Source organism: Streptomyces sp. NPDC058092, from assembly GCF_042884935.1.
Lineage (GTDB): Bacteria > Actinomycetota > Actinomycetes > Streptomycetales > Streptomycetaceae > Streptomyces.
In genome coordinates, this window is record NZ_JBHVSY010000005.1 from 216,189 (window position 1) to 238,994 (window position 22,806).

General features: G+C 70.2%; 19 protein-coding genes and 2 pseudogenes. 9 read left to right on the top strand and 12 right to left on the bottom strand.

Going from position 1 to position 22,806, the window contains the following annotated elements:
- Positions 1 to 278 precede the first annotated feature (278 nt).
- The 3 genes from ACFVV1_RS11100 to ACFVV1_RS11110 are packed head-to-tail and all read left to right on the top strand — an operon-like array spanning position 279 to position 5,327.
- A complete protein-coding gene (locus ACFVV1_RS11100; RefSeq protein ID WP_389987861.1) occupies positions 279 to 1,220 on the top strand; it encodes an ABC transporter ATP-binding protein in 942 nt (313 codons plus the stop codon).
- Positions 1,217 to 2,575 (top strand): ABC transporter permease, encoded by a 1,359-nt coding sequence (locus ACFVV1_RS11105; RefSeq protein WP_389987864.1) that lies wholly within the window; start codon positions 1,217 to 1,219, stop codon positions 2,573 to 2,575. Before ACFVV1_RS11100 ends, ACFVV1_RS11105 begins: the two co-directional genes overlap by 4 nt.
- A gap of 4 nt (positions 2,576 to 2,579) precedes the next feature.
- A complete protein-coding gene (locus ACFVV1_RS11110; RefSeq protein WP_389987867.1) occupies positions 2,580 to 5,327 on the top strand; it encodes an alkaline phosphatase family protein in 2,748 nt (915 codons plus the stop codon).
- Positions 5,328 to 5,431: 104 nt separating this feature from the next.
- On the opposite strand, the gene ACFVV1_RS11115 is transcribed toward ACFVV1_RS11110, so the two are convergent.
- Positions 5,432 to 5,758: a hypothetical protein gene (locus ACFVV1_RS11115; RefSeq protein ID WP_389987871.1), complete on the bottom strand. Its 327-nt coding sequence runs from the start codon at positions 5,756 to 5,758 to the stop codon at positions 5,432 to 5,434.
- A 701-nt stretch (positions 5,759 to 6,459) separates the two neighbouring features.
- On the opposite strand from ACFVV1_RS11115, the gene ACFVV1_RS11120 reads away from it, so the two are divergent.
- Positions 6,460 to 7,308 (top strand): hypothetical protein, encoded by an 849-nt coding sequence (locus tag ACFVV1_RS11120; RefSeq protein ID WP_389987874.1) that lies wholly within the window; start codon positions 6,460 to 6,462, stop codon positions 7,306 to 7,308.
- A 300-nt stretch (positions 7,309 to 7,608) separates the two neighbouring features.
- On the opposite strand, the pseudogene cpt reads toward ACFVV1_RS11120, so the two are convergent.
- A pseudogene (gene cpt, locus ACFVV1_RS11125) lies at positions 7,609 to 8,142 on the bottom strand (chloramphenicol phosphotransferase CPT).
- 82 nt (positions 8,143 to 8,224) lie between these two features.
- Positions 8,225 to 8,729, bottom strand: a pseudogene (locus ACFVV1_RS11130) (alpha/beta hydrolase-fold protein); the annotation flags it as partial.
- A 188-nt stretch (positions 8,730 to 8,917) separates the two neighbouring features.
- On the opposite strand from ACFVV1_RS11130, the gene ACFVV1_RS11135 reads away from it, so the two are divergent.
- Both ACFVV1_RS11135 and ACFVV1_RS11140 read left to right on the top strand, forming a co-directional pair.
- Positions 8,918 to 9,265, top strand: coding sequence for a hypothetical protein (locus ACFVV1_RS11135; protein WP_389987876.1), 348 nt, complete (start codon positions 8,918 to 8,920; stop codon positions 9,263 to 9,265).
- Positions 9,266 to 9,334: 69 nt separating this feature from the next.
- Positions 9,335 to 9,553 carry a hypothetical protein gene (locus ACFVV1_RS11140; RefSeq protein ID WP_389987879.1) on the top strand — a complete coding sequence of 73 codons (219 nt, stop codon included), beginning with the start codon at positions 9,335 to 9,337 and terminating at the stop codon, positions 9,551 to 9,553.
- Positions 9,554 to 9,619: 66 nt separating this feature from the next.
- On the opposite strand, the gene ACFVV1_RS11145 is transcribed toward ACFVV1_RS11140, so the two are convergent.
- The 3 genes from ACFVV1_RS11145 to ACFVV1_RS11155 are packed head-to-tail and all read right to left on the bottom strand — an operon-like array spanning position 9,620 to position 12,474.
- Complete coding sequence (locus ACFVV1_RS11145) at positions 9,620 to 10,186, bottom strand: hypothetical protein (protein WP_389987882.1); 567 nt, start codon at positions 10,184 to 10,186, stop codon at positions 9,620 to 9,622.
- 60 nt (positions 10,187 to 10,246) lie between these two features.
- Positions 10,247 to 10,945, bottom strand: a complete 699-nt coding sequence (locus tag ACFVV1_RS11150) for a TetR family transcriptional regulator (RefSeq protein WP_389987885.1) — start codon at positions 10,943 to 10,945, stop codon at positions 10,247 to 10,249.
- Positions 10,942 to 12,474 (bottom strand): MFS transporter, encoded by a 1,533-nt coding sequence (locus ACFVV1_RS11155; protein WP_389987888.1) that lies wholly within the window; start codon positions 12,472 to 12,474, stop codon positions 10,942 to 10,944. The genes ACFVV1_RS11150 and ACFVV1_RS11155 overlap by 4 nt, the downstream gene beginning before the upstream one ends.
- Positions 12,475 to 12,676: 202 nt before the next feature.
- Here ACFVV1_RS11155 and ACFVV1_RS11160 point away from each other — a divergent pair, with 202 nt between their 5' ends.
- Positions 12,677 to 12,979 (top strand): hypothetical protein, encoded by a 303-nt coding sequence (locus tag ACFVV1_RS11160; protein ID WP_389988271.1) that lies wholly within the window; start codon positions 12,677 to 12,679, stop codon positions 12,977 to 12,979.
- Positions 12,980 to 13,128: 149 nt separating this feature from the next.
- Here ACFVV1_RS11160 and ACFVV1_RS11165 read toward each other — a convergent pair whose 3' ends face one another.
- Complete coding sequence (locus ACFVV1_RS11165) at positions 13,129 to 14,511, bottom strand: DUF445 domain-containing protein (RefSeq protein ID WP_389987891.1); 1,383 nt, start codon at positions 14,509 to 14,511, stop codon at positions 13,129 to 13,131.
- A gap of 146 nt (positions 14,512 to 14,657) precedes the next feature.
- On the opposite strand from ACFVV1_RS11165, the gene ACFVV1_RS11170 reads away from it, so the two are divergent.
- Entirely contained in the window at positions 14,658 to 15,908 is a 1,251-nt protein-coding gene (locus ACFVV1_RS11170; RefSeq protein ID WP_389987894.1) for an SGNH/GDSL hydrolase family protein, read from the top strand.
- Positions 15,909 to 16,189: 281 nt separating this feature from the next.
- Here the strand turns inward: ACFVV1_RS11170 and ACFVV1_RS11175 are convergent, their stop codons facing one another.
- The 4 genes from ACFVV1_RS11175 to ACFVV1_RS11190 all read right to left on the bottom strand — a co-directional run bounded on the left by ACFVV1_RS11175 (position 16,190) and on the right by ACFVV1_RS11190 (position 19,785).
- Positions 16,190 to 16,900 carry a DUF1707 domain-containing protein gene (locus ACFVV1_RS11175; RefSeq protein WP_389988274.1) on the bottom strand — a complete coding sequence of 237 codons (711 nt, stop codon included), beginning with the start codon at positions 16,898 to 16,900 and terminating at the stop codon, positions 16,190 to 16,192.
- A gap of 119 nt (positions 16,901 to 17,019) precedes the next feature.
- Positions 17,020 to 18,042 (bottom strand): ATP-binding cassette domain-containing protein, encoded by a 1,023-nt coding sequence (locus ACFVV1_RS11180; RefSeq protein ID WP_389987897.1) that lies wholly within the window; start codon positions 18,040 to 18,042, stop codon positions 17,020 to 17,022.
- A 62-nt stretch (positions 18,043 to 18,104) separates the two neighbouring features.
- Entirely contained in the window at positions 18,105 to 18,965 is an 861-nt protein-coding gene (locus ACFVV1_RS11185; protein ID WP_389988277.1) for an ABC transporter permease, read from the bottom strand.
- 19 nt (positions 18,966 to 18,984) lie between these two features.
- Complete coding sequence (locus tag ACFVV1_RS11190; RefSeq protein ID WP_389987899.1) at positions 18,985 to 19,785, bottom strand: ABC transporter permease; 801 nt, start codon at positions 19,783 to 19,785, stop codon at positions 18,985 to 18,987.
- A gap of 169 nt (positions 19,786 to 19,954) precedes the next feature.
- On the opposite strand from ACFVV1_RS11190, the gene ACFVV1_RS11195 reads away from it, so the two are divergent.
- Positions 19,955 to 22,459, top strand: coding sequence for a transglycosylase domain-containing protein (locus ACFVV1_RS11195; RefSeq protein ID WP_389987901.1), 2,505 nt, complete (start codon positions 19,955 to 19,957; stop codon positions 22,457 to 22,459).
- Here the strand turns inward: ACFVV1_RS11195 and ACFVV1_RS11200 are convergent.
- The gene (locus tag ACFVV1_RS11200; protein ID WP_389987904.1) at positions 22,456 to 22,776 is read right to left on the bottom strand and encodes a DMT family transporter; all 321 of its coding nucleotides are present in this window, start codon (positions 22,774 to 22,776) and stop codon (positions 22,456 to 22,458) included. The two genes, ACFVV1_RS11195 and ACFVV1_RS11200, sit on opposite strands and share 4 nt — an antisense overlap.
- Between the last annotated feature and the right edge of the window lie 30 nt (positions 22,777 to 22,806).

The window sequence follows — 22,806 nt, forward strand, 5'->3', positions numbered from 1 at the left end:
CTTTGAAGGTGCTGAAGCGGGCGGTTGCGGCGGCAGTGGCAATGTCGTCGACGGCCCTTTTGTGTAATCAGCCGTCTCCATGTGCTGACTTGACGGGGCGCCAGGGGCAGGCCGCCATGGCGGCCCGCTCGGTGTGGCCTACTCGTCGCCCTCGTCCTCGTCAGGGGTTCAGCCAAAGGGTGTCAGCCGTCTCCCGTTCCAGAAACGTTCAACCAGCTGCCCCTGCCTGCATCGTGTGGCGTCCCTAAGGTCCTTGAAGGTTTCGAAAGAAGGGTCTCATGGACACACTCCTCGCAATCCGGGCTCGCGGGATCACCAAGTGCTTCGGCGACGTCGTCGCACTCGACGGCATCGATCTGGATGTGGCGCAGGGACAGATCCACGGCTTGGTCGGGCCGAACGGCGCCGGCAAGACGACATTGCTCGGCCTCCTGCTGGGCCTGGCCGTCGCCGACAGCGGCCGCCTCGAGATCCTGGGTACGCCGGTCGGGCGGGCGCTCGCCGCTCCAGACGGTGTCGCGGGCTTCGTGGACGGGCCCGGTCTCTACCCCTCGCTCACCGCCAGGCAGAACCTCGCCGCGCTGGCCGCTCTCCGCGGCCACGACGCGCGGACAACGGGGGTCGACGACGTGCTCGACCAGGTCGGGCTCACCGATGTCGCCGACGAACGGGCACGCGGCTTCTCCCTCGGCATGCGTCAGCGGCTCGGGCTCGCCGCCGCCCTGCTCACCAAGCCTCGGCTGCTCGTGCTCGACGAACCTTCCAACGGCCTCGACCCGGCCGGCAAAAGACACGTACACGGTGTCCTCACCCGGCTCGCGACGGAGGGAACCAGCGTCGTGCTCTCGAGCCACCGCATGGACGACCTCGAGGCAATGTGCTCCGAGGTCACCATCGTCGCCGCCGGACGGGTCGTCTTCTCCGGCCCGCTGAGCAAGCTGGCCGCCGAGAACCGTGAACTCGACTACCGGCTGCTGACCTCCGACCCGCAGGCCGCCCGCCGACTGGCTGTCGACACGGCCGGGATCCGGGTCGTCGACGACGCCGGGGCACGGCACGACGTTGAAGTGCTCGTCGTGCGCGCGCTGGTGCCCGCCCTCGATGAACTGGTGGTGAGGGTCGTGCACGCGGGCATCGCGGTGCGCGAGCTCGCACCCGTGGTGTCGCCGCTCGAAGCCGCGTTCCTCGCCCTCACCGAGCAGCAGGAGGCCGGCCGATGACCGCGACCATCGCCGACGACAACGTTGGCAGTGCCCGCCGCGTCTCGGTTTCGCGCGCCTACCGCTTCGAACTGGTCAAGTTGGTCTCGCAATGGCGGATCCGCTTGCTGGTCCTCGCCTGCTGGATCACGCCGGCGCTCTTCGTCGCCGCGGTGAGCCAGCAGAGCACGCTCCCCACCGACACCCTCTTCGGTCGCTGGATGCACGCCACGGGGTGGGCCGGACCACTGGTGATGCTCGGTTTCGCGGGCACCTTGGCGCTCCCGCTGCTGACTTCGGTGGTCGCCGGCGACGTGTTCGCCTCCGAGGACCGGCTCGGCACCTGGCGCCACCTGCTCGTGGCGGTCCGGTCGCCCAGTCGGATCTTCGCAGCGAAGGCACTGGCCAGCCTCACCGTCATCCTGCTGCTCGTGGCCGGGCTGGCCTGTTCCAGCGCGGCCGGCGGGGTCGTGGCGGTCGGCAACCACCCGCTGGTCGGCCTCGACGGCCACCTGCTGGCGCCGGCGGACGCCGCCGGTAAGGTCCTGCTCGCCTGGGTCTGCGTGCTCGCCCCGACCCTGGCCCTCGCCGCGATCGGACTACTCGGGTCCGTCATGCTGGGGCGGTCACCGATGGGACTGCTGCTGCCCGCGCTCGTCGCGCTCGCGATGCAGCTCGCCCAGATGCTGCCGCTGCCCGTTGCCGTACGCCTCGCCCTGCCCGGCTACGCCTTCATCGCCTGGAACGGTCTGTTCACCAGCCCGGCACAGCTCGGCCCGCTCCTGATCGGCATCGTGGTCAGCCTGGTGTGGGCGGTGACCGCGACCGCGCTGGCCTACCTGCTTTTCCTGCGGCGCGACTTCACCAACCTGACCTACGACGGCTCCGGGCGCCGCGCGATCACCACCGGACTCATGCCACTGGTCGGACTGGTCGCCGCCACGGTCACGGTCGTCGCCGTGGCGACCCCGTCCCTGGGTTCCGGAATCGAGCAGGACAAGGTGCAGCGGTCGGTCGCCACGGCATTCGCCCACCTCTACCGCATACAGACCAAACAGCTCAACCGCCCCGCCGTCACCGAGGCGCAGCTGCGGGCCACGGCGGCGTGCAACAAGGGCGGCGGCCAGGTCGCCCCCCAGGGGGCGGGCAACGACTGGCGTTGCGTCGTCACCTGGCATCTCCCCGGCGTCGAGGCCGCAGGGACGGCCATCTACCAGCTCGACGTCGCCGCAGACGGGCGGTTCGTCGCCGATGGCGACGGACCAAAGGAAGTCAACGGCTACTTCCTGGTGCGGACCCCGATCGGGGACGCACCCAACCCGCTTTGGCAGTTCGACGGCAATGTCGAACTGCTCGACACCACCCCGAAGGGATAATTCCATGCAGGTAACACGGCAGCGTCGGATCAACGAGAAGGAACAGATCAGCCTTTTCGGTAGGCGCGTCGGCCGCCGGACCACTCTGGTAACGGCGGGCATCGCTGTCGCCCTCGCCGTCACGGGCACCGCTGTTGCCCAGACGCACCAGTTCGGCACCCAGCAGGTCGGCCAGGTCACCGCTAACGGTCAGGTCGTCTCCGCCGACCAGTACATCGCCCCGTACGGCAGCCGCACCGTCATCAACGACGGCAAGATCATGTCGTCCTCGGTCAGCCCGGACGGCACCCACCTCGCGGCCTCGGTCACCGACGGTGGGATGGCGCTGGTCGTCATGGACCTCAAGACCGGGCAGGTGAAGCAGCGCGTCGGCAACAACGCGGCGGCGGACCTGCGCATCAGCGGCAACGACGTGGGCCAGGAAGGCCCCACGTACTCGCCCGACGGTTCGCAGCTGTGGCTGGGCCAGACCGACGGCTACACCAAGTTCACCGTGAACCCGGACGGCAGCGTCGCCAACCCGGCGACCATCAAGATCCCGGCCGACGGCTCCAAGCACGCACTGGTGGGTGCGGCGGTGTTCTCGGCCGACGGCTCCACCGTGTACTCCGCGGTCAACGGCCAGAACCGGGTGGTCGCCATCGACGCGGCGACCGGGACCATCAAGCAGAGCTGGACCGTGGGCAACGCCCCCCGTGGCATCGCCATGGTCGGCAACAAGCTCTACGTCAGCAACGAGGGCGGGCGTCCGGCCAAGGCCGGCGACACCACGATCAACTCCTACGGCACCCAGGTGCCGGCCGACCCGGACACCGGTGCCACCACCACCGGCACGGTCAGCGTCATCACCCTGGCGGACCCGTCCGCCGCCGTCGGGAGCATCGACGTCGGTCTGCACCCGACCGCGGTGTACGCCAAGAACGGGGCGGTGTTCGTTACCAACACCGCCGACAACGACGTGTCAGTCATCAACACCGCCAACGACAAGGTCGTGCAGACCATCGCCACCCAGCCGTGGCCGGAGGCGTCGGTCGGCTACGAGCCCAACGCGGTGACGCTCACCGACGACGGTCGCCTGCTGGTGACGCTCGGCCGCGCCAACGCGGTCGCCGTCTACCGGTACACCTCCCCGCAGGAGCCGGCCGGCTACGTCGGCCTGCTTCCGACGGACTACTTCCCCGCGGAGATCACCACCGTCGGCAAGAACGTGGTCGTCTCCAACACCCGTGGTATCGACGCCCGCCGCCCCACCAACAAGGCCGGGCACGGCACCCACGACACGACGTCGAGCCTGACGCAGTTCACGCTGCCGGACGACGGCGTCATCAAGTCCGAAACGGCCAAGGTCTTCAAGCAGAACGGCTGGAACGGCAGCTCGGTCAGCCAGGGCACGGGCGACGCGAAGCCGGTGCCGGTCCCGGTGAAGCTCGGCGACCCCTCGACGATCAAGCACGTCTTCCTGCTCGTCAAGGAGAACCGGACCTACGACCAGGTCTTCGGTGACATGCCGCAGGGCAACGGCGACCCGTCGCTTACGCAGTTCGGCGACAACGTGACGCCGAACCAGCACGCGCTGGCTCGGCAGTTCGGGCTGTACGACAACACGTACGACATCGGCACGAACTCCGCCGAGGGTCACAACTGGCTGATGCAGGCCGACAACCCGGAGTACACCGAGTCCTCGGCCGGTGAGTACAAGCGCAGCTACGACACCCAGGACGACGCTCTCGGCCACCAGAAGTCCGGCTTCATCTGGACCGGTGCGCAGGCGGCCGGGAAGACCGTGCGGGACTTCGGCCAGTTCCAGTCGTTCGAGAGCAAGCCGGCCGGCGCGAGCTGGCAGAACCTGTACTGCGACGCCAAGAACATGGACGCGACCGGACAGAAGACCGCCTACCCCATACAAACGGGCTCGGCGATCCCGTCGCTCAACAAGGTGTCGGTGCCCGGCTTCCCCAAGTTCGACATGGACGTCCCGGACGTCTACAAGCAAGAGATCTGGAAGCAGGACTTCGAGAAGAACGGTCCGGCGAACCTGAACATGTTCTGGTTCTCCAACGACCACACCGGTGGTCCGACGAACTCGGCCGCCGCGGTCGCGGACAACGACCTCGCGGTCGGCAAGATGGTTGACCAGATCTCGCACAGCAAGTACTGGAAGGACTCGGCGATCTTCGTCGTCGAGGACGACTCCCAGAACGGCCTCGACCACGTCGACGGCCACCGTGCCCCGGTCCAGATCATCAGCCCCTGGGCGCGGCACGGCAAGGTCGACAGCCACTACTACTCGCAGATCACGATGATCCGGACCATCGAGCAGATCCTCGGGATCCACCCGATGAACCAGAAGGACAGCGCGGCCAGCCCGATGCGTGGGGCGTTCACCCAGCACGCGGACTTCACACCGTTCACCGCTCTGCCCAACCGGACCTCGCTGACCGATGGTCTGAAGACCCCGCCTGCCTGCGGCGTGGACACCCCGGCGCGGCAGAACCCGAGCGCGGCACCCGCCCCGTCGGCGAAGGTGCCGGCGGCCAAGCAGGCGCTCGCGGCGAAGTGGGACAACTGGAAGTCGCACCAGCGGCTGACCGGGCCCCACGCGGTGCCCGACTTCGCGAACCCCGCGCAGATGAACCACCTCACGTGGTACCAGACGCACGAGTGGTCGAAGCCGTACCCCGGCGAGGACAAGATCTTCGCGCCGGAGGACGTGCCGGGCGCCTACATCCCGTCGGCGGAGAACGACGGCTGACGTAGGCTGCTCGCATCAAGAGGCCCCTGGCCGGCGTCACCGCCGGCCAGGGGCCTCTTCCGTCCCCGGTCGTGGTGTAGGGGATCAACGTGGAAATCTGCAGGTCACGCATACGATTCGCCGACCGGCGACGCCCAGAACCCTGACGTTCCCTCAGGTCTGACGTACCGCGCGCGGCCATCGACGTGATGCCCGTTGGCGTGGCCTTCGGTGCGCGAGTCGCGCAGGGACTTGCCGTCCACGGCCAGGGCCCGTAGCCCGTCGGTGGGTTCGAGGTGAGCGACGAGCCAGGCCCCGACGGCCCGGTCCAGGGCGTCGGCGTCAATCCGGGCCAACAGGACGCCGAGCCGGTAGCTGCAGCCCCGTTGTCGGCGCAGGCCGGGAGAGTCCTCCAACACCTCGACGGATACGCCAGTTCCTCCGTGCGACATCCAGCGGGTCCGTCATGCGGTCACGGTGGCAGGACAGGACTTCGATCGTGGAAACTGGCATACGGACGCGAATCCTGGACGATCAACGGCTTCAGGCGCCTTGATCATCAGAGGTCGCGTCCGTCGCATACCCGCCAGGCTCATCAGACCGAACCATCTTGGTCGCGGCCAATCGCCCATCTCGACAACCGAGAACGCTTCAGCCCTGGGGACCGTACCCCGCCTACAATCCGGTCCACGAAGACGGTTGCAACGACCTCGGCGAACGGGTCGAGTCCTCCTGTGTTGCGAGGTAGCTTTGCCGGAATGCGAATTCTGCAGCATCGGAGCAGGGGAAGCCCCGGCAGAATCGGTCTACTGCGGACATCATTCGCGAGGCTCTGGACGGTGCCGGCACGACAGCGCGTATGGCGGAGGCCGCCTCGCGTGGCGGTGACGGGGACGGTGACGGTGACGGGGACGGGGACGGGGAGAACGGCGGCTGACCACGGCTGACGGCGGCGACGGACAGCAGGGGCCGAACGAGTGCATCGCGACCGGTCTCCGGGACGGCGGCGGGATGTTTCAGGAGACTGGCCGTCCATGCGAAAAGCGGCTCCTTGCCGGTCGTGCCGACGCGTCGATTTCCGGCCACAACACAACACCCCTTACGCTGCAACACATCGGTCACCAACGGTCGGCCGGAAGAGAAGGACGACAACATGACCTCCGAGACCAAGACACTCGACACCATCGATGCCACAACTTCCGTACTGCAAGCGGAACTTCCGCTTCTGGAGCAGCACCAGCAGAGCCTCGAAAAGGAACTCGCGACAGTCACCGAGCGCCTGGAGTCGGTGCGTACCGCGCTGACGGCTCTGCGCGTGCTGTCCGCTGCTCCTGTTCCCTCCTCGAACACGGAGGCGGAGGACGTCCGGGCCGAGGGCACCAAGGTTGCGGACGTCCCGGCAGGGGACGTCAAGGCTGAGGACGCCACGGCTGAGGACATCACGGCAGAAGCCGAGGCCGGGGCGAAGAGCGTTCCCGCTCCCCGGATTCCGAAGCAGGCGCAGAAGTCCATCGGCGCCGCAGTCCAGGCAGAAGCTCCGCAGGAGCAGGCAGCGACGGCGGCCCCTGCGCGCCGCACCGCCCGTAAGGCGTCCGCGCCCAAGGCTCACAAGGAGGCTCCGGCCAAGCCGAAGAGCACGCGTGGCCAGACCAAGAAGGCCGTCGCCGTCAAGGACGCCAAGGACACCAAGGCCGCCGCCAAGCCCGCCGCGGCCACCAAGGCCACCAAGGCCGCCACCAAGCCCGCCAAGGCCAAGGCGCCGAAGAAGGCGGCGCCCGCCGCACCGGCCGTCGACGACAGCGGCAGCCTCACCGAGATGGCCATGAAGGTGCTGTCGACGTTCGGCGACACCCCCGTCCGCGCCCGCGAAGTCACGAAGGCGCTGGGGCGTGAGCTCACCCCCAACAGCATCAACACGGTACGCAGCACCCTCGACCGGCTCGTCGCCACCTCCCGGGCCCACCGCGCCGGCCGGGGCCTCTACCAGGCACCCGCCAACTGACGCCTCCCGCAAGGGCATCAGAAGGAATCGCTCGGAACCGCCCCCGTAACGGCCCGCAGGCCGTCACGGGGGCGAAGGCCGTCACGGACGGGGCGAAGGCCGTCACGGACGGGGCGAAGGCCGTCACGGACGGGGCGAAGGCCGTCACGGGCAGGGCGAAGGCCGTCACGGGCAGGGCGCCGTGACGGGCAGGGCGAAGGCGCTTCTGAACCGTGCATCGGCGGTCGTCGGTGAGCTGGAGCCCTGCGAACTGCAGTGCTGTGGCCGGAAATAGTCACTGGGGTGGTGGGCTGCGCCCGGTCACTCGATGTGGGCGGCGATGATCCGCGCGCACTCCATGGACTCGCTCCGCGTCGTGTCCACCTCCAGGTCGTAGGTCACGCCCCGGTGAACCACGTCCGCCTGTGAGGCCGCCATGCCGGGGACCCGGTCACCCCGCGCGATCTCCCGGGCCGCGGCGACGGCGCTCTCGCACCGGACGCCGACCCACAGCACCCGCAGCCCGCCGAGCGCCTCCTGCCATCGTTACTGGGAGGCCGCGCCGCCGAGGAACACCTCGTCGACGATGACTCCGGCTCCCATCCGCGCCATCGTGGCGACGCCCTCGATCCACGCCGTCTCCAACGTACGGAACTCGGGGCCGACGATCACCTCTCCGTCGGGAGCGAACTCGATGCCCGCGTCCGACGCACGCATGGCCGCGGGCATCGCCTCGACCAGGGTGTCGACCCCGAAGGTCAGCCACGAGTCCGGCAACACCGTCTGCAGACACCGGGCGATCCCGGACTTCCCCGAGCTGGAGCCGCCGTTGAGCACAATCATCTGCGTCTTCATCGGGCCACACTAGGACGTGACCCACCGGGCCACATCACGACGTGACACTCGACTACCGGTGTGTCACGTCGCAACTCATGGGTCAGGTCCGGCGGGGCACTGTGCCCATGCTCGATGCCTGGCCGGTCCACGCCTTACGGAGTCGGGCGATGAAGCCGTCGAGGTCGCGGGTGAACAGATCCGGGCGGACGAAGTGTCCGCCGGGCACCTCGTGCGGGATGCCCGCCTCCCCGAGCCGGTACCGGAACTCCCGCTGCCTGGCGAGGACTTGGGTCTCGTCGACCGTGTCGAACCAGTTGACCGGATCAGGACCGGTGCCGGCAACCAGGAAGATCCGCTTGTTCCGGTAGCTCTCGATGCGCTGGACCGGGTTGTCGGCGGTGACCCCGGCCTCGTCCCACAGCGGCGCGCCGTAGACCGTGCCGCCGCCCAGGTCCCGGGCCGCGCAGGACGCGTTGGCCCAGTGCGACCGGGCCGAAGTCGCGGCGCAGGCCGGCCGGGCCGGAACGGGCGCTCACCGAGGCGAAGTGACCGTAGTACCTGGCCGCGTACTTCAGCGCGCCGAAGCCGCCCATCGAGAACCCGGCGCCGAAACGTGATCACTGCTCAAGGACCGTGGTCAACTCTGCGGGCCCCGCACATGACCCACATGGCCGTCGGCAGAACCGATTCAGCAGCTCCCGTCCGGGTGACGGCATTCCGCATTCGGCGGTATCCGCAGGTCAGCGGCTCACACTTGGGCCGTTTCCGCTTCCCCCGCACAAGGAGTGCCCTCATGCGTCTTCGTTCCACCGTGGCTGCCGCCTTCGGCGCGCTCGCGCTCGTCGTGGCCGTGCCGACCTCGGCCGGTGCGGCCTCCGGCGACTTCACGTACACGTACAGCGGCCTCGACGGCTCGCCGCAGCTCGGCTTCCTCATCGACCCGCCGAGCCGGATGTGCATCACCCTGCCCGAGGTCGCCGACCCCGCTTCGTCGAACCCGGCCCACACCCCGTGGAACTTCACCGACTCCAGCGCGACGGTCTTCACCGGCGCCGACTGCCAGGGCGCCTACTTCACGCTCCGGCCCGACGGCGGCCACGCCACCAGCCGGCTGAAGCTCCGCTCGGTCGTCTTCAGCTGATCCCCTCCCCGACCCGCCCGCCCCGGCACGAGCCGGCCGCGCTGGTGCCGGGGTGGTGCCGTTACGGGAATGAGCGCCCCCGGCCGTGGCCAGGGCGCGGAGGCCACGCTGCGGACGGTGCTGCGCCACACGGGCGCCGACATCGTGGAGCCGGCCTGCGTACGGATCGCCGTGGACCGGAACGCGGTGGACGCGGACGGGATCATCACCGATCCGGACGCCCGTGAGCGGCTGGGCAAGGTGATCGGGCTGCTGACGGGGCGGGCCGCGGAGGCCGAGCAGGAGTAGGTTCCTGGCTCCGCGTGCGCGCCCCTCGCCCCGTCGGCGCTCGACCGGTCGTCCGTCCGGCGGGCGTCAGCGGTAGTCCTCCGGGTGGCCCTGCATCCAGGTGTTGATGCGGTCGCGGGTGCCGAGCAGTTCGGAGCGGTGCTTCTCCAGGTTGGCCGTGGAGGTGTCACCGTTCAGCGTCTTGCGCAGGTCGCTGATCCGGGCCAGCGGCTCCTTGAAGTGGGCGGGGCCCTGACCGTCCGCCTTCATCGCCTTCTCCAGGCGCACCAGTTCGTCGTGGACCCGGCCCAGGAAGTAGGCGCAGTTCGCCGATCCCGGGGTGCAGGTGTCGTTCAGCGTGGCCTGGAGGCCCGCGAAGGCATCGCGTAGGGCCTCCGGTCTGTTGGCAGCCTCCTCGGCCGCCGCATTCGCCTCCGCGTCCGCGCTCGCCGCGTCCGAGGCGCTCTGCTCGGCGGCGGCGACCTCGGCCGCCTTGGCCGCGACCGAAGCGTTCACGGAAGGCGCCACGTACGGAACGTCGTCACCCGGCCCCTGCGACGTGGTCGCGCCGGTGCAGCCCACCAGGGCCGCCCCGAGAACTGCTGCCGCGGCCATGGCCGTTGCGGTGGCGCGCACATTGGTACGGATGAACATGAGGCCCCCCTCGTCCGGATGGCCCAGACCATACATGCCCGGCCCGACGGCGCCGGTCCCTCACCCCGTGATCAGGGTCTGCAGCGCGGGCGCGTACAGGTCCGCGATGTGTTCGGGGGTGGCGTCCGCGCCGGCGCCCTCGCGATGGAGGCTGAGGGTGGCGCCGAGGCCGAGGAGGTGTCCGGCGATCAGTTCGGCGCGCAGGGCGGGTTCGGGGCCGGGGAGGCGGGCGGCCAGGGAGTCGGTGACCTGTTCGTGGAAACGATCGCGCAGCAGGGAGCGTTCGTCGCGGTTGCCCAGCGAGAAGACGACCCGCAGCAGTGGGTCGGACTGCAGTTCGCGACGGCGGCGCACCAGCGTCACCACCATGTGGCGGCCCAGCATGTCGAGCGGGGCGTCGAAGAGTTCGGTGGCGGCCGGGCCGAAGTCGGCGACGGTGTTGAAGAGTTCTTCCTTGCGGCCGAAATGCTTCACGACCAGGGACGGGCTCACTCCGGCGTCGGCCGCTATCCCCCTGATGGTCACGTCGGCGTACGGACGCTGCGTGAACGCCCGGCGCGCGGCACGCAGGATCGCGTCCCGGCCCGTGCCCGGATCGGTGACGGCGGCGGTGGCCGTGGCGGTCGCCGTGCCGGTGGCGGTCGCCGTGGTCGGCTCCGGTCCCGGGGCCGATCCGCGGGCCGGATCGACGGCGCTCGGTCCCGGCACCGGTCCTGGCGCCGGCGCCGGTCCCGGTACGGTGGCCTGGCCGCTGATCATGCGCCCTCCTGGGTCTCCCGGATCTCCTGGACCGGCATCGTCCGCACGCCGTCCTTCCGGTCGCCCGGGACGTTGCGGCTGCTCCCTTCGACCGTACCCGTACCCGCCGCCACGGGTGTACGGCCGCCCGGCAGGAACAGCGTGACCAGCAGCGCCGCGAGCGCCGCGCCCGCCGCGATCAGGAAGACCACCTGGTAGGCGTGGAGCGTCGGGGCCGTCCTGCCACCCGCCACGAACGTGATGCCGGCGAGGACCGCGGCCACCGTCGCGCTGCAGAAGGCCTGCCCGATCGACCTCATCAAGGTGTTGAGACCGTTGGCCGCGCCCGTCTCGCTGACCGGGACACCGCGCATGACCAGCGCGGGCAGCGCCGAATACGCGATGGCCGTGCCCGAGGCGACGACCGTCGCACCCGCGATGATCAGCCAGAGGCTGTGGCTGGTGAAGTACCGCACCACGTATCCGGCGGCGATCACACCCGCCGCCAGCGCCAGGCTGACCTTCGGACCGTACCTTCCGGAGATCCGCGCCGAGACCGGCGAGAGCGCCACCATCATCACGCCGCCCGGCAGCAGACACAGCCCGCTGACGACGAGCGAGGCGCCGAGCCCGTAACCCGTCGCCTTCGGCTCCTGCACCATCTGCGCGGTGACCAGGGAGTTGGCGTAGAAGGCGAAGCCGATCAGCAGGGCGGCGACGTTGGTGAGCAGAACGGCCGGGCGGGCCGAGATCCGCAGGTCGACCATGGGCGTCGGGACGCGGAGCTCGTACGCTCCCCAGAGCAGCGCCACCACCACGGCGGCCGCCAGCAGACCCACCGTACGGACCGACGTCCAGCCCCAGTCGGCGCCCTGGGTGACCGCGAGCAGCAGACAGACCAGGGCCCCGGACAGCCCCAGCGCGCCGACGGCGTCGAAGCGGCCACGGGTGCGGAGCGAGGATTCCGGTACGCACCACAGCACCAGCACGATGTCGATGACGCCGATCACTCCCGAGACCCAGAACATCGTGTGCCAGTCGAAGTTCTCGACGACGAGGGCCGCGACCGGCAGCCCGACCGCCGCGCCGATGCCGAGCGTCGAGCTCATCAGGGCCACGGCGGACAGCACCCGCTCGGGCGGGAGTTCGTCGCGCAGGATGCTGATGCCCAGCGGGACGACGGCGAGCGCCGCACCCTGCAGGGCGCGGCCGGTGATCAGTACGCCGATGTGGGAGCTGACCGCGCACAGGACCGAGCCCGCCACCAGCACGAGGAGCGAGGCGATGAGCACCCGCCGCTTGCCGTACATGTCACCGACCCGGCCCAGGACGGGCGTGAACACGGCGCCGGTGAGCAGGGTGACGGTGACCAGCCAGCTGGCGGCGGCCGGGGTGGCGCCGGTCAGGGCCGGGATGTGCGGGAGCAGGGGTACGACGATCGTCTGCATCACCGCGACCACGACACCGCAGAAGGCCAGCACGCCGACGGCGAAGCGGGGGTGCGGGGCCGCATCCGGGGCGGCGGTCGGAGCGGGTATGTCCGCGGGCATGGCTCTCCGTACGGTGCTCGGCGGCAGGGGGTGTCGCGCGCGGGCGCCGCGCGAGAGCACGACGCAGGGGTGTACATGCGTTCACCCTCAGGGTAAACGCATGTGCACCCCCTCGGCGACCGTTTCTCCGGGCGCCGCGTTAGCCTCGAAGACCCGGGCTCCCGGCCCGGACGACACGGACAAGAAGGCGAAGGTGGCTGCGATGGCGAAGGTTCCGGCAGCGGCGGTGGCGGCGAGCGGACTGGTCGGCGGGTACGCCGTCGCACGATGGACCAGGAAGCGGCCGCTGGGCGGGGTCGCCCTCGCCGCGGCGGGCACCGTCGCCGCGTACCAGTGGAACCGGCAGGCCGGACCGCGCGCGGCCGTCGGGCTGACCACCGCGTATGTCGCCGCGTTCGCCGGTTCGCACCCGCTGGCCAAGAAGGTCGGCGCCTGGCCCGCCGTGTTCGCCGTGGCGGGAAGCGTGGCCGCCGCGTCGTGGGCGGTCACCCGCCGGGCCGCCTGAATCGAAGCAGCCGCGCGCCGCCGGTGACGACGCACGGGCTGCGGGTTGCGCGCTGCCGGTGACGGCCCGCCGCACGCGTTGAACGGGACGGGACCGGTCCGGACCCGCACGTCCGCGGGGGCGCCGCCCCCGCGGACCCCGACCGGGCCCTACGCTCCCAGCACCCGCGACACCGTATAGATCAGCAGCCCCGCCAGCGCACCCACCACCGTGCCGTTGATCCGGATGAACTGCAGGTCACGGCCGATGTGCGCCTCGATCTTCCTCGACGTCTGGGCCGCGTCCCAGCCCGCCACCGTGTCGCTGATCAGCGAGGTGATCTCCGCGCGGTACGTCGTGACGACATAGACCGCCGCGTCCTCCAGCCAGCCCTCCAGCTTGGCCTGCATCCGCCCGTCCGTCGCCAGCCGCGCGCCGAACGTCAGCAACGAGGCCCGCGCCCGCAGCCGCAGCTCGCTCTGCTCGTCGTCCGCCGCCGCGATGACCATCGTGCGTACGGACGACCAGGCCGAAGCGATGACCTCCTGGACCTCACCGCGCCCCAGGATCTCCGACTTCAGCCGCTCCACCCGCGCCCGGGTGTCCTCATCCGTCTGGAGGTCGGCCGCGAAGTCCGTCAGGAACGTGTCGATCGATGCGCGCGCCGGATGCCCCGGCATGTCCCGCATCTCCGTGACGAAGCGCAGCAGCTCCTTGTAGACCCGCTCCCCCACCCGCTTGTCGACGAACCGCGGCGTCCAGCCCGGCGCCCCGCCCTGCACCGCGTTCATCACCGAATCGCCGTGCAGCACCAGCCAGTCGTGGGCGCGCACACAGATCAGGTCCACCAACCTGCGGTGGCCGCCGTCGGCGACGATCTTCTCCAGCATCTTGCCGAGGCCCGGAGCGATCTCCGCCGCGTTGGCCCGCCGGGTGATCGCCTCCCCCACCACGGCCTGCACATCGGAGTCCCGCAGCACCGTCAGCGCGCCGCGCAACGCGGTCGACAGTTCCGCGGTGACCCGGTCGGCGTGGGCCGGCTCGGCCAGCCAGGCCCCGACCCGGCCACCGATGCCGAGAGCGTGTATGCGGCTGCGTACGACATCGCCGGAGAGAAAATTCTCGCCGACGAAGGAACCCAGCGAGGCTCCGAGCTGGTCCTTCTTGGTGGGGATGATGGCGGTGTGCGGGATCGGCAGGCCGAGCGGACGCTTGAACAGCGCCGTGACGGCGAACCAGTCGGCCAGCGCACCCACCATCCCCGCCTCGGCGGCGGCGGCGACGAAGCCCGGCCAGCCGCCCACACCCGCGTTCTTCGCCCAGGTGGCGAGGACGTACACCAGCGCGACCAGCAGGAGGAGGCCCGTGGCCGTGGTCTTCATCCTGCGTACGCCGCGCCGCTTCTCCTCGTCGGCCGCGGTGTACGCGAACGAGGCGAGGGAGGCCGGGCGTCCGCCGGGCACGGGACGGGCCGCACCCGCCACCCGCTCCCGGACACGCTCCTGCTGCCCCGCACCCTGTTTCCCGGGTCCGGTCCGATCGATCCGTTCCATCCGCTCCACCCGTCCGCGTACGCATCGCCCCCGGTGTCCCGTACGCATTGTCCCTACCTGACCTACTCCCGGGCCGCACGTCGAGTTCCCGACGCCCTGCCTCATCATGGGATCAGCCCGACCGACCACGAGGAGAACCACCGTCCATGCCCAGGCGCCAGGGGTACGCCCTGCTCATCGCCCTCGTGGCGGGCACCGCCGCGCTCGCCGCCGGTGTGGCGTTCGCCGGATCCCTGGTCTTCACCGGCTCCGGCGCCCGGTCGCAGCAGATCGCCGCACCCGACCCGCGGGGCATCGCCCGTACGCCCGCCGCACCGGCCCACTCCACCGGCCTCTGGCTCGGCACCTGGGCGGCGGCCCCCACCGCCGGCGTGACCGACAGCCACCCCGGCAGCGACCTGAGCCGACGCACCATCCGTAACGTCGTGCACACCAGCATCGGCGGCGACGCGGCCCGCATCACCCTCTCCAACCTCTTCGGTACGTACCCGCTGGTCATCGACCACGCCACGGTGAACACCCGCCCCGTGACGTTCCGGGGCACGGACGCCGTGACCGTCGCCGCCGGCGGGCAGATCGTCAGCGACCCGGTCCTCGTCCCGGTCGCCGCCGACGCCGATCTCGTCGTCACCCTGCGCACCCCCACCGCCGAGGGCCCCGTCACCGTCCACCCGGGCACCCACCAGACGTCGTACGTGGAGGACGAGCGGGGCACCTGGCGCACCACCGACTGGCGCTACCTCACCGCCGTCGACGTACACAACGGGTCCGCCGCCGGAACGATCGCCGTGATCGGCGACTCGCTCACCGCGGGCACCGGCTCCACCCTCGACACGAACAGCCGCTGGCCCGACGTGCTCGCCGACCGGCTCGGCGGCCGGTACGGAGTGGTCAACGCGGGCATCGCGGGCAACCGCATCCTGCGCGACGGCCGCGGCGTACGGGCGAGCGCCCGCTTCGACCGCGACGTACTGGACGTCGCCGGGGTGAAGACGGTCGTCATCGCGCTCGGCATCAACGACGTGCAGCAGTTCCCGCAGGAAACCGACCCGCAGCGCATCGCGGACGCCCTGCACTCCCTGACCCGGCGCGCCCACGCACGAGGGCTGCGGGCCGTCGGGGCGACGCTGATGCCGTACGAGGGGTTCCGCACCTGGACACCCGCGCGGAACGCCGTACGGGAACGGGTCAACGAGCTGATCCGGGCGGGCGGGGTCTTCGACTCGTTCATCGACTTCGACGAGGCGGCCCGCGACCCGTTCCACCCGACCCGGCTGCTGCCTGCCTACGACTCCGGCGACCACCTCCACCTGAACGACACGGGCTACCGGCGACTGGGGTCACGGATGGACCTGGCGGCTCTGCAGCACGACGGGCCCGTCTCGGACCAGTTCTGACGGGGTCCGGGGCCGGCCGCGGCCGGGCCCGCGTCATCCGGAGACGAGGCCTGGCAAGAGAAGAGGCCCAGGGCCTCTCGTTCGGATCATGCCGGGCTCGCGTGCCCAGGCACCGCGCCGCGCCGCTTTGTCGTCGGTCTTCCCCGAGCTCTCGGCTCCGCGCGACCGGGGGAGACCCCATCGGGCTCCTTGCCTCCGCGTTGCGATGCACGGCACCTCGGAGACATCAGCCGCTCCGCGGCGGGCCGCTCCCTGATCCGGCCTGATCCAGACGAAAGACCCTAGTAGCGGTCTCCCTCGCCCTTCTCCAGCCGGCCCCGCTCGCGCCCGCGCTCCCGCTCCCGTTCCAGCTGCCGGGCCCGCTCCGCGTCCTTCAGCCGCTGCTTCGCCGCCTTGCTCCGCTTGCGGACCACTCGGACGCCGCCCATCAGCGCAAAGCCGGTGATCCGCACCCGCGGGGAGTCCGGGGACACAGTCCCCTCGTCCTTCGCTTGCTCATGGAAGCCGCCCATGATTCCGATGCCCCTGACCTGGGCGTTCAGCTCCGGCGGGACCGTCACGTGCATACCACCCATGATCGTGAAGCAGCGGATGACCACCTCGCGGTCCTCGAAGTCGGCCTCGCGCAGATCGATCTCGCCACCGCCCCACATCGCGAACGCGGTGAACTTCCGGCCCACCGTCCAGCTTCCCCGGCGGCCGAACCCTCCCCAGACCGCGAACGCGCCGCGCGACGTGGCGGGCTTGCCGATACGGTCGGCCCAGCGAACCGCCGAACCGGTCGCCGCGGCTGCCGGGGCCGAACCCAACGGGGCCACCGCCGTGCCCGGTGCCGGGAGGTCACGCACAAGCGGTTCCAACTCCCCGTGCGTACGCGCCTTGTAAGCCGCATCGAGCCGGTGCTCGAACTCGTCCATCTCCAGCCGGCCCTCGGCCACCGCCTCGCGCAGGATCTCGGCGACTCGCTCGCGCTCGGCGTCGGAAGCGCGCATGTCCGGGAGGTCACTTGTCATACGCTCAGCCTATTGAACGCCCACGCTCCCGTCACCGATCCACCGATCCGCCGATCCACCGATCGATCAATCCGCTGATCCACCGCATCCGCATGCGCCTACCTGCCGCCGGCCGACACGTACATCTTCGCGATCACGGCCTCGATGTCCGGCTCCCGCACCGACAGGTCGACCAGGGGATACTCCGCGGCGATCCGGGCGACCAACGGCGCGGCCGACTCCGAGGCCGGGAAGGCCAGCCACTGGCGCGGCCCCTCCACCTTCACCGTACGCACCGAGGGCGCCGACTCCAGCCGGATCGGCGGGAGTTGACGCTCCAGGTCGACCACCAGCGTCCGCTCGCTCTCGCCCACCTCGTGCAGTCCGGCGAGCGCACCGTCGTACATCAGACGGCCGTGGTCGATCACCATCACGCGCTTGCAGAGCTGCTCGATGTCCGTCAGATCGTGGGTGGTGAGCAGCACGGTCGTACCGCGGTCGGCGTTCAAGTCCCGCAGGAATCCCCGGACCTTGGCCTTGGACACGACGTCCAGGCCGATCGTCGGCTCGTCCAGGTACAGCACCTCGGGATCGTGCAGCAGCGCCGCCGCGATGTCCCCGCGCATCCGCTGCCCCAGCGACAGCTGCCGTACGGGTACGTCCAACAGCTCGCCCAGGTCGAGGAGTTCGACGCAGCGGTCCAGGTTCTCGCGGTAGCGGGCGTCGGGAATCCGGTACATCCGGTGCATCAGCCGGTACGAGTCGCGCAGCGGCAGGTCCCACCAGAGCGTGGTGCGCTGACCGAACACCACACCGATCCGGTGTGCCAGCCTCGTCCGCTCCCTGGACGGGTCGATGCCCGCCACCCGCAGCCGGCCGCCGCTCGGGGTGAGGATGCCGGTCAGCATCTTGATCGTGGTCGACTTCCCGGCGCCGTTCGGGCCGATGTAGCCGACCATCTCGCCGCGCGCGACGCGGAAGCTGATGGAGTCGACCGCCCGCACCTGGCGGCGTTCACCCCGCATGAAGCCGGTCTTGCGACGCACGTCGAAGACCTTTTCGACGTTGTCGAGCTCGATGAAGTCGGTGCCGATGCCGATGCCGGTGTCGGTTCCGCTGTCGGTGTCGGTGTCGGTTTTCATGTCGTCCGGTGCCCCTGCCCTTGTGTTTGCCCTGCCCTGCTCTGCCCTGCTTCGGTGTTTCGTCAACTGCCCGTACTGCGGTACGCGCGCAGCCCCGCGCGCCAGGCCAGGCCCGCGAGCAGCCAGCACAGGCCCGCCACCACCGGAGGCAGGAACGCCACCCAGTCCGGCAGGCCCAGCGGATAGTCCCGGCCCAGCACGTACAGCGCGGGCAGCCAGTTCACGAAGGCCAGCGGCACCACGAACGTCACCCCGCGCACCAGGTCCTTCGCGAAGATCGACGGCGGGTACTGGAGCAGCGTGTTCCCTCCGTACGTGAACGAGTTCTGCACCTCCGAGGCATCCTGGGCGAAGAACTGGAACGCCGCCCCGGCCACGAACACCGCCGCGAAGATCGCCGCCCCGCTCAGCAGCATCAGCGGAATCATCACCACCTTCAGCGGCGTCCACCCGATGTCCAGCGTCACCAGCGCGTACCCGAGCACCAGCCCGCCCTGGGTGATCCGCCCCAGCCTGCGCAGCGCGAACCGATCCGCCGCGACCTGGGCGATCACCGGCACCGGACGTACCAGCAGCGTGTCCAGCGTGCCGTCGCGCACCCGCCGCCCCAGCCGGTCCATCGAACCCAGCACCAGGTCGGCGAGGCCGAACGCGGTGCCCGAGGCCCCGTACAGCAACGCGACCTCCGGCAGCGTGTAACCGCCCAGCGCGTCCACGTGCGAGAACATCATCAAAATCGCGACGAAGTCGAAGGCGGTCGCCGCGAAGTTCCCGAACGCCGTCATGGCGAACGAGGCGCGGTACGCCATCGTCGAGCGCAGCCACATCGCCGCGATCAGCCCGTACGCCCGGACTCCCTCGACCAGCCTCGACCGCTCGGCGAACACCACCTCGGGCGCATCCGCCGCCCCAGCCCCGGCCACCTCCACCGCACCGGCCGTCTCAGCCACCCTGAACCACCACCCTCCTCGTCGCCACGGACTGCACCAGCCGGCCCACCAGCAGCAGCGTCAGCGCCCAGCCCCCCTGGAAGGCGTACGCCTCCACCAGCCCCCAGCCGGTCCTCTTCCCGAGCAGCACATCGGCCGGCACCTGGAGCAGCGAGGACCACGGGAGCGCCCGCGCCACCTCGCCCAGCACTCCGGGGAACAGCGTCAGCGGGAGCAGCATCCCGGAGAAGAACATCCCGGCCAGCCACGTCATCTGCGAGACCCCCGCCCCGTCCAGCAGCCAGAACGCGGACAGCGCCACCAGATAGCGGATCGCGAAACTGACCAGGACACCGAGCGTCACCGAGACGAGGAAGGCCAGCCAGATCCCCGGCGAGGCGGGCAGCGCCAGATCGAAGGCGAGCGAACCCAGCAGCATCGGCACGATGCCGCGGCCCAGCAGATGGAACGCGGCCCGCCCCAAGTCGCCCGCCATCCACCACAGTTGGAGGTCCACCGGACGGTAGAGATCGACCGCGACATCGCCGGTACGGATCCGCTCGATCAGCTCGTCCTCGAAACCGCCACCCATCATGGCGCAGGTCATCAGCAGCGCCTGCCCCAGCCACACATAGGTGAGCGCCTGGGACATGTCATATCCGCCGAGCTGCGGACGCTCGTCCCACAGCGCCATATAGGTGTACGCCATGATGAACCCGAAGACGGTGTTGGTGAAGACTCCCGCCACCGTCGCCATCCGGTATGTGGCATAGCGCCGGAACCCTCCCGCCGCCACCACCGTGTACAGCCGCACCGCATTCACCCCCTGCGCTCGGGCGCCCAACGGCGTTGGACACCAAAGCGCAAAACCTTAGTCCAGCGGACGCGGCCGCCGCGACCGCTTTTGGCGGTCGATCCGGTGCTTATTCCACAGAAAAGGGCACTATGAGGGAACTGACCGCGGCCGAGGAGTCTGCACGGACATGAGCGACGAGCCACAGCAGCCGGGCGGGGAGAACGAACCCCGGAGCTGGGTCCCCAGGGACCCGTCCGCCCACGGCAGCAACAGCGGTAACAGGGGCAACGGGGGAGAACAAGGCGGTGAACAGGACGGTCGGCACGGCGGTCAACAGGACGGCACCGCGAAGCAGTCCAAGCGACCCCGCCGGCCCGAACGCACCGGCTGGCGCCGCGCCGTCCCCACCTGGCGGATGGTCCTCGGCGCCGTCCTCGGCGCGGTCCTGCTCCTGATCGGCGGCTTCATCGCCGGGTACGAACTCGTCGGCATCCCGCCCGCCAACGCCACCGCCACCGCGCAGTCGAACGTCTACCTCTACAAGGACGGCAGCGTCCTCGCCCGCTCCGGCGAGATCAACCGCGAGAACGTCGAACTCGCCCAGGTCCCGCTCACCGTCCAGCACGCCGTACTCGCCGCAGAGGACCGCGACTTCTACTCCGAACGGGCGGTCGACGTCAAAGCCATGACCCGAGCCGCCTGGAACACCCTCACCGGCAAGGGCACCCAGGGCGGCTCGACCATCACCCAGCAGTACGTCAAGAACTACTACCTCGGCCAGGAACAGACCATCGCCCGCAAGATCAAGGAGTTCTTCATCGCGGTCAAGCTCAACCGCGAGGAATCCAAGCACCAGATCTTCGAGGGCTACCTCAACACCAGCTACTTCGGCCGCAACGCCTACGGCATCCAGGCCGCCGCACAGGCCTACTACGGCAAGGACATCGGCACCATCACCACCGCCGAAGGCGCCTACCTCGCCTCCCTCCTCAACGCCCCCAGCGCCTACGACGTCGCCGTCCACCCCGGGAACAAGGCCGCCGCCGTCGCACGCTGGAACTACGTACTCGACGGCATGGTCAAGGAGAAGTGGCTCGGCGCCCGCACCCGCGCCACCATGAAGTTCCCCGTACCCGGCAAGGTCAAGCCGCCCACCGGACTCTCCGGACAGCGCGGCTACATCGTCCAGGCCGTCGAGGACTACCTCACCACCAACAAGGTCATCGACGAGAACACCCTGGCCACCGGCGGCTACCGGATCACCACCACACTGGAGAAGAAGAAACAGAACGCACTCGTCAAAGCCGTCGACGACAACGTCATGTCCCAAACGAGCACCGACCGCACGGCCGACCGCAACGTCCGCGCCGGCGGCGCCTCCATCGACCCCGGCACCGGCCGCGTCGTCGCCATGTACGGCGGCGTCGACTACACCAAGCAGTACGTGAACAACGCGACCCGCCGCGACTACCAGGTCGGCTCCACCTTCAAACCGTTCGTCTTCACCTCCGCCGTCGCGGGCGGCTCCACCACCCAGGACGGCCGGCGCATCACCCCCAACACCGTGTACGACGGCACCAACAAACGCATGGTCGAGGGCCCCGACGGACCCACCGGATACTCCCCCGCCAACGAGGACGACATCAGCTACGGACCCATCACCGTCCGCGCCGCCACCGACAAGTCCGTCAACGCCGTCTACGCCCAAATGGCCGAAGACGTCGGCCCCGCCAAGGTCGAGCAGACCGCCGTCGGCCTCGGCATCCCCCGCAACACCCCCGACCTCACCGCCTCTCCCTCCATCGCACTCGGCGTCGCCACCGCCAGCGTCCTCGACATGACCGAGGCGTACGCCACCCTCGCCAACCACGGCAGGCACGGCGCGTACGTCCTCGTCGACAAGGTCAGCAAGGGCGGCACGGACCTGGAACTCCCCAGCAGGAACACCGAGCAGGCCGTCAGCCGCGAGGCCGCCGACACCACCACCTCGATCCTCCGGAGCGTCGTCGAGAACGGCTCCGGCATCGCCGCCCGGGGCGCCGGCCGCCCCGCCGCCGGCAAGACCGGCACCGCCGAGAACGACAAGGCAGCCTGGTTCGCCGGCTACACGCCCGACCTCACCACTGTCATCGCCGTCATGGGCCAGGACCCCGAGACCGGCGTACAGAAATCCCTCTACGGAGCACTCGGACTGGCCCGCATCAACGGCAGCGGCGCCCCCGCCCAGGCCTGGGCCCAATACACCGAAGCCGCGCTGCGCGGCACCACGGTCGAGGAGTTCAGCCTCAACCTCGAAAGCGGCGCCGACGAAACCGCCTCACCCACCGGGGAGAGCACCACCCCCGGCGAGACCGGAACACCGTCGCAGCGCCCCTCCGGCACACCGCCGAGCAGCTCCGGAAGCACCGCACCCAGCAGCCCGCCGGGCCTCGGAAGCAGCGAAGCCGCCGCCGGCGGCACGGACATGGGCAACCCGGCCGGCGGCGGACCGCAGAACGGCGGACCGGACAACGGCGGCGGCGACAACAGCGGCCCCCGCGGCGAAGACAACGGCAGCGGGGACCGCTACGACTTCCTCCCGGGCGCCCAAGGCACCCCGGCCCCCGCACCGTCCGCGCCGCCCGCACCGCCCGCACCGTCCGCGCCGCCCGCACCACCCACGGCTCCTCCGGTTCCCCCGGGCCCGCGTTAGTGACCCGAGGTCGCCTTCAGCCCCACGACAGCCACCAGCAACAGACAGACGAAGAAGATCCGGGCGGCGGTCGCCGGCTCGTTCAGCACCACCATGCCGAGAACCGCCGCCCCCGCCGCACCGATACCGACCCACACCCCGTACGCCGTCCCGATCGGCAGCGTCTTCGCCGCATGGGACAGCAACACCATGCTCGCCACGATCCCGGCACCCGTGAACACACTCGGCCACAGCCGGGTGAACCCCTCGGTGTACTTCATCCCGATCGACCAGCCCACTTCCAGCAGACCGGCGACAATCAGCAGAACCCACGCCATGACGGCACCTCCGACGAGACAGAACACGAA

Coding starts and splice junctions, on each gene's coding strand:
- ACFVV1_RS11100 (WP_389987861.1), top strand. CDS start 279: ATGGACACACTCCTCGCAATCCGGGCTCGCGGGATCACCAAGTGCTTC.
- ACFVV1_RS11105 (WP_389987864.1), top strand. CDS start 1,217: ATGACCGCGACCATCGCCGACGACAACGTTGGCAGTGCCCGCCGCGTC.
- ACFVV1_RS11110 (WP_389987867.1), top strand. CDS start 2,580: ATGCAGGTAACACGGCAGCGTCGGATCAACGAGAAGGAACAGATCAGC.
- ACFVV1_RS11115 (WP_389987871.1), bottom strand. CDS start 5,758: ATGTCGCACGGAGGAACTGGCGTATCCGTCGAGGTGTTGGAGGACTCT.
- ACFVV1_RS11120 (WP_389987874.1), top strand. CDS start 6,460: ATGACCTCCGAGACCAAGACACTCGACACCATCGATGCCACAACTTCC.
- ACFVV1_RS11135 (WP_389987876.1), top strand. CDS start 8,918: ATGCGTCTTCGTTCCACCGTGGCTGCCGCCTTCGGCGCGCTCGCGCTC.
- ACFVV1_RS11140 (WP_389987879.1), top strand. CDS start 9,335: ATGAGCGCCCCCGGCCGTGGCCAGGGCGCGGAGGCCACGCTGCGGACG.
- ACFVV1_RS11145 (WP_389987882.1), bottom strand. CDS start 10,186: ATGTTCATCCGTACCAATGTGCGCGCCACCGCAACGGCCATGGCCGCG.
- ACFVV1_RS11150 (WP_389987885.1), bottom strand. CDS start 10,945: ATGATCAGCGGCCAGGCCACCGTACCGGGACCGGCGCCGGCGCCAGGA.
- ACFVV1_RS11155 (WP_389987888.1), bottom strand. CDS start 12,474: ATGCCCGCGGACATACCCGCTCCGACCGCCGCCCCGGATGCGGCCCCG.
- ACFVV1_RS11160 (WP_389988271.1), top strand. CDS start 12,677: ATGGCGAAGGTTCCGGCAGCGGCGGTGGCGGCGAGCGGACTGGTCGGC.
- ACFVV1_RS11165 (WP_389987891.1), bottom strand. CDS start 14,511: ATGGAACGGATCGATCGGACCGGACCCGGGAAACAGGGTGCGGGGCAG.
- ACFVV1_RS11170 (WP_389987894.1), top strand. CDS start 14,658: ATGCCCAGGCGCCAGGGGTACGCCCTGCTCATCGCCCTCGTGGCGGGC.
- ACFVV1_RS11175 (WP_389988274.1), bottom strand. CDS start 16,900: ATGCGCGCTTCCGACGCCGAGCGCGAGCGAGTCGCCGAGATCCTGCGC.
- ACFVV1_RS11180 (WP_389987897.1), bottom strand. CDS start 18,042: ATGAAAACCGACACCGACACCGACAGCGGAACCGACACCGGCATCGGC.
- ACFVV1_RS11195 (WP_389987901.1), top strand. CDS start 19,955: ATGAGCGACGAGCCACAGCAGCCGGGCGGGGAGAACGAACCCCGGAGC.
- ACFVV1_RS11200 (WP_389987904.1), bottom strand. CDS start 22,776: ATGGCGTGGGTTCTGCTGATTGTCGCCGGTCTGCTGGAAGTGGGCTGG.